The 6497-nt window shown below is 63.7% G+C and carries 6 protein-coding genes; 4 read left to right on the plus strand and 2 right to left on the minus strand.

Annotated elements, in window-relative coordinates; all coding sequences use genetic code 11:
* Positions 1–226: 226 nt before the first annotated feature.
* The 4 genes from AC07SI_RS30325 (at position 227) to AC07SI_RS30340 (ending at position 4354) form a co-directional block, all read left to right on the plus strand.
* Positions 227–817, plus strand: a complete 591-nt coding sequence (locus AC07SI_RS30325) for an antibiotic biosynthesis monooxygenase (RefSeq protein ID WP_065906127.1) — start codon at positions 227–229, stop codon at positions 815–817.
* Positions 814–2652, plus strand: coding sequence for an amidohydrolase (locus AC07SI_RS30330; protein ID WP_495007116.1), 1839 nt, complete (start codon positions 814–816; stop codon positions 2650–2652). The genes AC07SI_RS30325 and AC07SI_RS30330 overlap by 4 nt, the downstream gene beginning before the upstream one ends.
* Positions 2653–2672: 20 nt before the next feature.
* On the plus strand, positions 2673–3290 hold the full coding sequence (gene ycaC, locus AC07SI_RS30335) for an isochorismate family cysteine hydrolase YcaC (protein WP_027607149.1): 618 nt from the start codon (positions 2673–2675) through the stop codon (positions 3288–3290).
* Between the two features lie 182 nt (positions 3291–3472).
* A complete protein-coding gene (locus AC07SI_RS30340; protein WP_120448276.1) occupies positions 3473–4354 on the plus strand; it encodes a LysR family transcriptional regulator in 882 nt (293 codons plus the stop codon).
* On the opposite strand, the gene AC07SI_RS30345 is transcribed toward AC07SI_RS30340, so the two are convergent.
* Positions 4341–5378 carry an AraC family transcriptional regulator gene (locus AC07SI_RS30345; protein ID WP_120448277.1) on the minus strand — a complete coding sequence of 346 codons (1038 nt, stop codon included), beginning with the start codon at positions 5376–5378 and terminating at the stop codon, positions 4341–4343. The two genes, AC07SI_RS30340 and AC07SI_RS30345, sit on opposite strands and share 14 nt — an antisense overlap.
* A 1-nt stretch (position 5379) precedes the next feature.
* On the minus strand, positions 5380–6294 hold the full coding sequence (locus AC07SI_RS30350) for a GGDEF domain-containing protein (protein ID WP_106804280.1): 915 nt from the start codon (positions 6292–6294) through the stop codon (positions 5380–5382).
* Positions 6295–6497: the final 203 nt, after the last annotated feature.

Genomic DNA, 6497 nt, shown 5'->3' on the forward strand with positions numbered 1-6497 from the left:
AGTGTTGGGGCAAGAGCCCTTTTGGTTACTTTTGGGGCTCTTTTCCAAAAGTGACCCGCTGTAAGAGCGGAACCATACGCGGCCATTACCCAAATAACGGATATACACTCAATCTCAACCCAAACCTCAACTTGCCCCCACCAAACAGCACGTACATCCAATTTTCCCCACCCCCCATCCCCCCAAACTCCTCTCACCGCCAAACCATCAAGGCAGAGGGGCACCCATGCACCCAGCACCCAAAACCGGACCCGACGAAGTCGTCACCCTGGTCGTCAAACACCTGATCAAACCCGGCCAGGAAGCCAACTACGAAACCTGGCTACGCCACATCGTACGAATCGCCGGCGCGCGCCCCGGGCACCTCGGTGTCGACGTCGTGCGCAGCAAACAGAACGGCCTGGCGCTGTTCACCTGCGTATTACGCTACCGCTCCACCGATGACCTGCAAACCTGGCTCGATTCCGCCGAGCGCAAAACCCTCATCGCCGAAGCCACACCCATGCTGGCGGACGGCGACAACACCGAAATCGGCGCGGTCAACGAGTTCTGGTTCACGCCCCTGGCCGACAGCGCCGCCAAGCCGCCGCGCTGGAAACAGGCGGTGGTCACCCTGTGCGTGATCCTGCCGCTGACCCTGCTGGTGCCCATCGTGTGGGGCCCGGTCCTGCGCCTGCACCCGTTTTTATCCAACTACGTGGTCGCGACCTTCCTGGTGACGCTGACCATCGTGCTGCTGGTGGTCTACCTGCTGATGCCGGCCGCCACCCGCCTGTTCGCTCCCTGGCTTGAAGCCTCAGTAAAGGAAACCCTATGAACGCCGATCTGATTCTGTTCAATGGCCAGTTCCACACCGTGGACCGTGAAAACCCGCGCGCCACCGCCGTCGCTATCCATGAAGGCCGCTTTGTCGTCGTCGGCACCGACGGTGAAGCCCTGGCTCTGCGCGGCAGTGGCACCCAGGTCATCGACCTCAAGGGCCGCACCGTGATCCCCGGCCTCAACGACTCGCACCTGCACCTGATCCGTGGCGGGCTCAACTACAACCTCGAACTGCGCTGGGAAGGCGTGCCGTCGCTGGCCGATGCCTTGCGCATGCTCAAGGACCAGGCTGATCGCACCCCCACGCCGCAATGGGTACGCGTGGTCGGCGGCTGGAACGAATTCCAGTTCGCCGAAAAACGCATGCCCACCCTCGACGAACTCAACCAGGCCGCGCCCGACACGCCGGTGTTCGTGCTGCACCTGTATGACCGCGCCTTGCTCAACCGCGCGGCACTGCGCGTGGCCGGCTATACCAAGGACACGCCGAACCCGCCGGGCGGTGAGATCGTGCGCGACAGTCACGGCAACCCCACCGGCATGCTGGTGGCGCGGCCCAACGCGATGATCCTCTACTCGACCTTGGCCAAAGGCCCGAAACTGCCGCTGGAATATCAGGTCAACTCCACCCGTCAGTTCATGCGCGAACTCAATCGCCTCGGCCTGACCAGCGCCATCGACGCCGGTGGCGGCTTCCAGAACTATCCCGATGACTACGCGGTGATCGAGCAACTGGCCAAGGATCAACAGTTGACGGTGCGCATCGCCTACAACCTGTTCACCCAGAAGCCCAAGGAAGAACTCAGCGACTTCAAGAACTGGACCGGCAGCGTCACCCTGCACCAGGGCGATGACTACCTGCGTCACAACGGCGCCGGCGAGATGCTGGTGTTCTCGGCCGCCGACTTCGAAGACTTCCTCGAGCCGCGTCCCGACTTGCCGCAGAGCATGGAGCAGGAGTTGGAGCCGGTGGTGCGCCATCTGGTGGAGCAGCGCTGGCCGTTCCGCCTGCATGCCACCTATGACGAGTCCATTTCGCGCATGCTCGACGTGTTCGAGAAGGTCAATCGCGACATTCCGTTCAATGGCCTGCCGTGGTTTTTCGACCATGCCGAAACCATCACGCCGAAAAATATCGAGCGCGTGCGCGCCCTCGGCGGGGGTATTGCGATCCAGGACCGCATGGCGTTCCAGGGTGAATACTTTGTCGAGCGCTACGGCGCCAAGGCGGCCGAAGCCACGCCGCCGATCAAGCGCATGCTCGCCGAAGGCGTGCCGGTAGGCGCCGGCACCGATGCCACGCGGGTCTCCAGCTACAACCCGTGGACCTCGTTGTACTGGATGGTCAGCGGCCGCACCGTGGGCGGCCTGGAGCTGCACGCCGAAGGCCTGCCGCGCCTGACTGCGCTGGAACTGTTCACCCATGGCAGCGCCTGGTTCTCGTCCGAGCAAGGCAAGAAGGGCCAGATCAAGGTCGGTCAGTTGGCGGACGTCGCCGCGCTCTCGGCGGATTTTTTCAGCGTCGATGAAGAGGCCATCAAGTGGATCGAATCGGTGCTGACCGTGGTCGGCGGCAAGGTGGTGTACGGCGCCGGCGACTTCGACGATGTCGCGCCGCCACGCGTGCCGGTGCTGCCGGACTGGTCGCCGGTGGTCAAGGTGCCGGGTCACTGGCGCCCGACTTCCCCGGTGCAGGCTCAGGTTCACCAGTGCAGCGGCCCGTGCGGCGTGCATTCCCACAGCCATGAAAAGGCCCGCCTCAGCAGCGTGCCGGTCAGCGACTTCCAGGGTTTCTGGGGCGCGTTTGGCTGCTCGTGTTTTGCTTTTTAAACCCCCGAAGGAGTTAACCCATGACTTACAAGCGCTTGAACAAAGATGACGCGGTGGTGCTGTTGGTGGATCACCAGACCGGCCTGATCTCGCTGGTGCAGGATTTCTCCCCCAACGAGTTCAAGAACAACGTGCTGGCCCTGGCCGATGTGGCGAAGTTCTTCAACCTGCCGACCATCCTGACCACCAGTTTTGAAGGCGGTCCTAACGGCCCACTGGTGCCAGAGCTCAAGGCACTGTTCCCGGACGCGCCGTACATCGCCCGCCCTGGCCAGATCAACGCCTGGGACAACGAAGATTTCGTCAAGGCGGTCAAGGCTACCGGTCGTAAGCAGATCATCATTGCCGGCGTGGTGACGGACGTGTGCGTCGCGTTCCCGACCCTGTGCGCGCTCGACGAAGGCTTCGAGGTGTTCGTGGTCACCGACGCCTCTGGTACTTTCAACGAAACTGTGCAACAAGCCGCCTGGGCCCGTATGACCGCCGCCGGTGCGCAACTGGTGAACTGGTTCGCCGTGGCTTGTGAGCTGCAAGTGGACTGGCGCAACGACATGGAAGGCCTGGCCAACCTGCTGTCGCCGCGCATCCCCAACTACCGCAACCTGATGAACAGCTACTCGGCGTTTACTGCCAAATAAGCGATTTCCAACAGGTGCAGGCCATTCAATGTGGGAGCGGGCTTGCCCGCGAATGCGCTGTGTCAGTCGATACTTTCAGCGACTGATCCAACGCATTCGCGAGCAAGCCCGCTCCCACATTTGATTTGTGGTAAGGCGACCGACCCGCTATAAATCAGCAAACTGTCCACCGAGAAGCGACAATGAACCCCTTCGAAGACATGCGCCTGTTCTGCCAGGTCATGGAATCCGGCAGCTTCACCGCCGCCGCCGAACAACTCGGCCTGTCCAAGCAGTTCGTCAGCCGCCGCCTGATCCAGCTGGAAGATCGCCTCGGCGTGCGCCTGCTCAACCGCTCCACCCGCCGCCTGGACGTCACGCCGCTGGGGCAGAGTTACTACGAATCCGCTTTGCGCCTGCTCACCGAAGTCGAGCAAGTGGAGCAGGGCATCGCCGGCCAGAACAGCGAACCGCGCGGCACCCTGCGCCTCAGCGCGCCGTTGTCGTTTGCGATGGCGCACCTGGGCTGCCTGTTGCCGCAGTTTTTGCAGCGCTATCCCCAGGTGTCGGTGGAAGTCGACCTCAGCGACCGCCCGGTGGATTTGATCGGCGAAGGCTACGACCTGGTGCTGCGCATCGGCACTCTGGAAGACTCCACCCTGATTGCCCGCCGTATCGCCAGCATCCCGCGCGTCTACTGCGCCAGCCCGGATTACCTGGCCCTGCGCGGCACCCCGCAGAAACCCGACGACCTCGCCGACCACGACTGCCTGCCCTACGGCCATGGCCGCCAGGTGCAGTGGCGCTTCAAGGGCAAGCTGCAGGCGCTGAACGTCAGCGGGCGTATGCGCGTCAACAATGGCGACCTGCTGCGCGACACCGCGATTGCCGGCCTGGGCGTCACCTACTTGCCGACCTTTATCGTTGGCGAGGCTTTGAAGGACGGGCGCCTGGTGAGCGTACTGGACGACTTCGCCCCCGAAGCCCTGACCCTGTCGGCGGTGTACCCGCAGCACCGGCAAAGCTCACGGCCCGTCCAGGCGCTGGTGGAGTTCTTGCGCGAACGCCTGGCTAGTGGCTGTTGAACAACTGGCGGATCAGGTTCGGCGTGCTGCCGGTCCAGCGCTTGAATGAGCGTCGGAAGTTGGCTGCGTCGTTGAAATTCAGGTACGCCGCCACTTCCTCATTGCTGTAGCCCTTGACCTGGTACAGGTGCAACGCCACCTGCTTGCGCACGCGGTCCACCTGCTGCTGAAAACCGGTGTCATGCTTGTGCAGTTTGCGCTTGAGGGTCGCCGGGCTCATCGCAAACGCCTGGGCCGCCTGTTCCAGGCTCGGCGGATGGCGTACCTGATCGCGCAGGTAGTCGTAGAGGCAGTCGAGAAAGCTGCCGGCAAAGCCCAGGTGTTCGATCTGCTCGCAGGCCTGGCGACGTGCGACCTGGCCGGCAGTGGCCGAGGCACCCGGCCACGGGTGGGTGAGGTATTCGCGCGGGATGCTGAGCATGTCCAGCGGGCGCGCAAAGCGAGTGCCTTCGCCCAGGTTCACCCAGTACTGCTCGACATAACGCGGCTCGGCGTGGCTGAAACTGCACGCCCACGGCAGCCGCTGGCCACTGAGCCATTGGCTCATGGCAACCAGTGAGGTCACGCTGGCCTCCAGCAGGAAACGCCAGTGCTCGCCGGCGCCGCAACTGTCGAGCCAATACAGGTAGGCGTGGTGCTCATCCAGCTCCAGTTGCAGGCTGACCAATGGGCTGAGCAGCACTTGCTGCTGGATGAGGAGTTCGAGTGCCTGGTGCAGGTTCTGCGCGTGGCCCAGGGCGTGACTGGCGGCGCCGTAGTAGCCGGGCAGCAGGCGTTGGCCAAACAGGAAGCTGCTGTCGTCGGCATCCAGTAGTTTGCGACTGTTGCCGATCAGGGCCAGGAACTGCTGCGGGCTCAACCGCGCGTTGCCGGCCAGGATGTCCTCGTGGAACAGCCCGGTGCCGCGCAGCAGGCGATGACTGTCGATGTCGCGGGACAAGGCCAGGTCGATCAAGGTAGCGGGTTGGTAATGCCCGGGGATAAAGCGCGTGTCGCTTTCATACCAGCTGGTCTTGACGGCCATCTCAGGCACTTTTCGCCAGCGGTTGCTTGGCCCGTGCCAGCGCCAGGTTGAGGCGCTTGAGCAGGTCGTGGGGCGACTCGTCCAGGGCCATCACCACCGCCGTAGTCGCGGCCAATTGCAGGCGTTCGCCCTGTTGGCGGGTCTTGTGGGCCAGGCCACGCACGGCCTGTTGCAACTCCAGCGCCAGCACCTGGGCCTGGCGTTCGCCGGTGTTGGGCAACAGCACCACAAAACGGTCGCCGGCCAGGCGGCACAGCAAGTCCTGGCGGCGCAGGTTGAGCAACAGCAAATGGCTCAGGGCCTGCAACACCGCGTCGCCCTCGACGTGCCCGAAAGCCTGGTTGATGGCGGCAAAGTTATCCAGGTCCAGGGCCAGCAGTGACAGCGGTTGTTGTTGCTCGCGGCTGTCTTGCAGGCTGTCGGCCAACTGGCGCTTGAGGTAGTCGGCGCCGGCCAGCGGCGTGAGTTTGTCGAACAGCCGATGCTCGCGAAACAGCCGCTCGCGCTTCTCCATCTGCGCGCTGATCGCCAGTTGCTCGCGGTGCCAGTGGTAGATGCCGATGGTCAGCAGGATCATGCCCACCGGCATCGGCCCGGACTCCAGCCAGTGGTCCCAGGTGATGCTGTCGGGCAGGCGGATAAATTCGTCGAGGCTGTCGATCCACCAGGAAAAGAAGATGCACGACAGCCCCAGCGCGAGGTAATTGGTGACGCGCCCGGCGGGTCGGCTTTTCAGCACCAGGCCCAGCCACACCAGTGCCAACAGGGCCGAGCCGCCTTCGCCGAAGATGTCCAGCCAGGCCCATTCACTGACGTATTTCAACTCGCCGCAGGCCAGGTGCAGGATCAGCCCGAGGTTGGCGGCAACCAGCAGCAGGGCGAGTTTCCAGCGATGGGGTTTGAGCACGGAGAACATGGCCGCGAGTCCTTGGGCAAATGAGCGATGGGCGCCAGCACAGCAGATGAATGTGACGGTTGGATGACGGTGGGGGAGGGTCGAATCAGCTCATGGGATAAATAAGATTTCCCGCCAAACGCCGAACAAATGTGGGAGCGGGGGGGGGGGGGGGGGGGGGGGGGGGGGGGGGGGGGGGGGGGGGGGGGGGGGGGGGGGGGGGG

It is taken from the genome of Pseudomonas sp. GW821-FHT05D12 (assembly GCF_059419825.1).

Excerpts from the sequence above, each read along its gene's own strand:
- AC07SI_RS30350 (WP_106804280.1), bottom strand. The coding sequence starts at position 6,294 with ATGTTCTCCGTGCTCAAACCCCATCGCTGGAAACTCGCCCTGCTGCTG.
- ycaC (WP_027607149.1), top strand. The coding sequence starts at position 2,673 with ATGACTTACAAGCGCTTGAACAAAGATGACGCGGTGGTGCTGTTGGTG.
- AC07SI_RS30345 (WP_120448277.1), bottom strand. The coding sequence starts at position 5,378 with ATGGCCGTCAAGACCAGCTGGTATGAAAGCGACACGCGCTTTATCCCC.
- AC07SI_RS30325 (WP_065906127.1), top strand. The coding sequence starts at position 227 with ATGCACCCAGCACCCAAAACCGGACCCGACGAAGTCGTCACCCTGGTC.
- AC07SI_RS30340 (WP_120448276.1), top strand. The coding sequence starts at position 3,473 with ATGAACCCCTTCGAAGACATGCGCCTGTTCTGCCAGGTCATGGAATCC.
- AC07SI_RS30330 (WP_495007116.1), top strand. The coding sequence starts at position 814 with ATGAACGCCGATCTGATTCTGTTCAATGGCCAGTTCCACACCGTGGAC.